The 411-nt window shown below is 60.6% G+C and carries 1 protein-coding gene; it reads left to right on the top strand.

Annotated features, from left to right (window positions below; genetic code table 11):
• A partial coding sequence (locus tag A3764_RS20880) for a LysR substrate-binding domain-containing protein (RefSeq protein WP_236628277.1) occupies positions 1-411 on the top strand: 411 nt, incomplete at both ends.

Here is a 411-nt window from a genome sequence, read left to right as displayed (position 1 = left end):
GACATCGCGCCATGGTATCTGGCGCCCGCCCTCGACCGATTGAAAAGCCGTTTTACCGATCTGCGCATCGAGGGGCGTGAGGGAAGGTTTACCGATATCGCCGACGCGCTGACCACCGGGCGTATGGATGTGGCGATTTCATACGACGTCGGCTTCGCGGGCAAATTCAGACGACGCAGGTTGAGGCAGGTGAGCCCCGTGGCGTTCCTGTCGACCGACCACCCGCTGGCAACAGAAACGCGGCTGGAACTGACCGATCTGATCGACCGTTCCGTGATCCTATTCAGGGAAGGCCAGTCCGAAGGGTTCATGAATGAGCTCTTCGAACGGATGCAGATCGCGCCGGACATCTGCAGCAGGGTCGCCTCACTCGAAGTGATGCGTTCGATGGCCGCCCATGGAACGGGGATC

Source organism: Sulfitobacter sp. HI0129 (assembly GCF_001635395.1).
In the GTDB taxonomy this organism is placed as follows: domain Bacteria; phylum Pseudomonadota; class Alphaproteobacteria; order Rhodobacterales; family Rhodobacteraceae; genus Sulfitobacter.
This window is presented reverse-complemented; position numbering and strand designations above follow the sequence as displayed.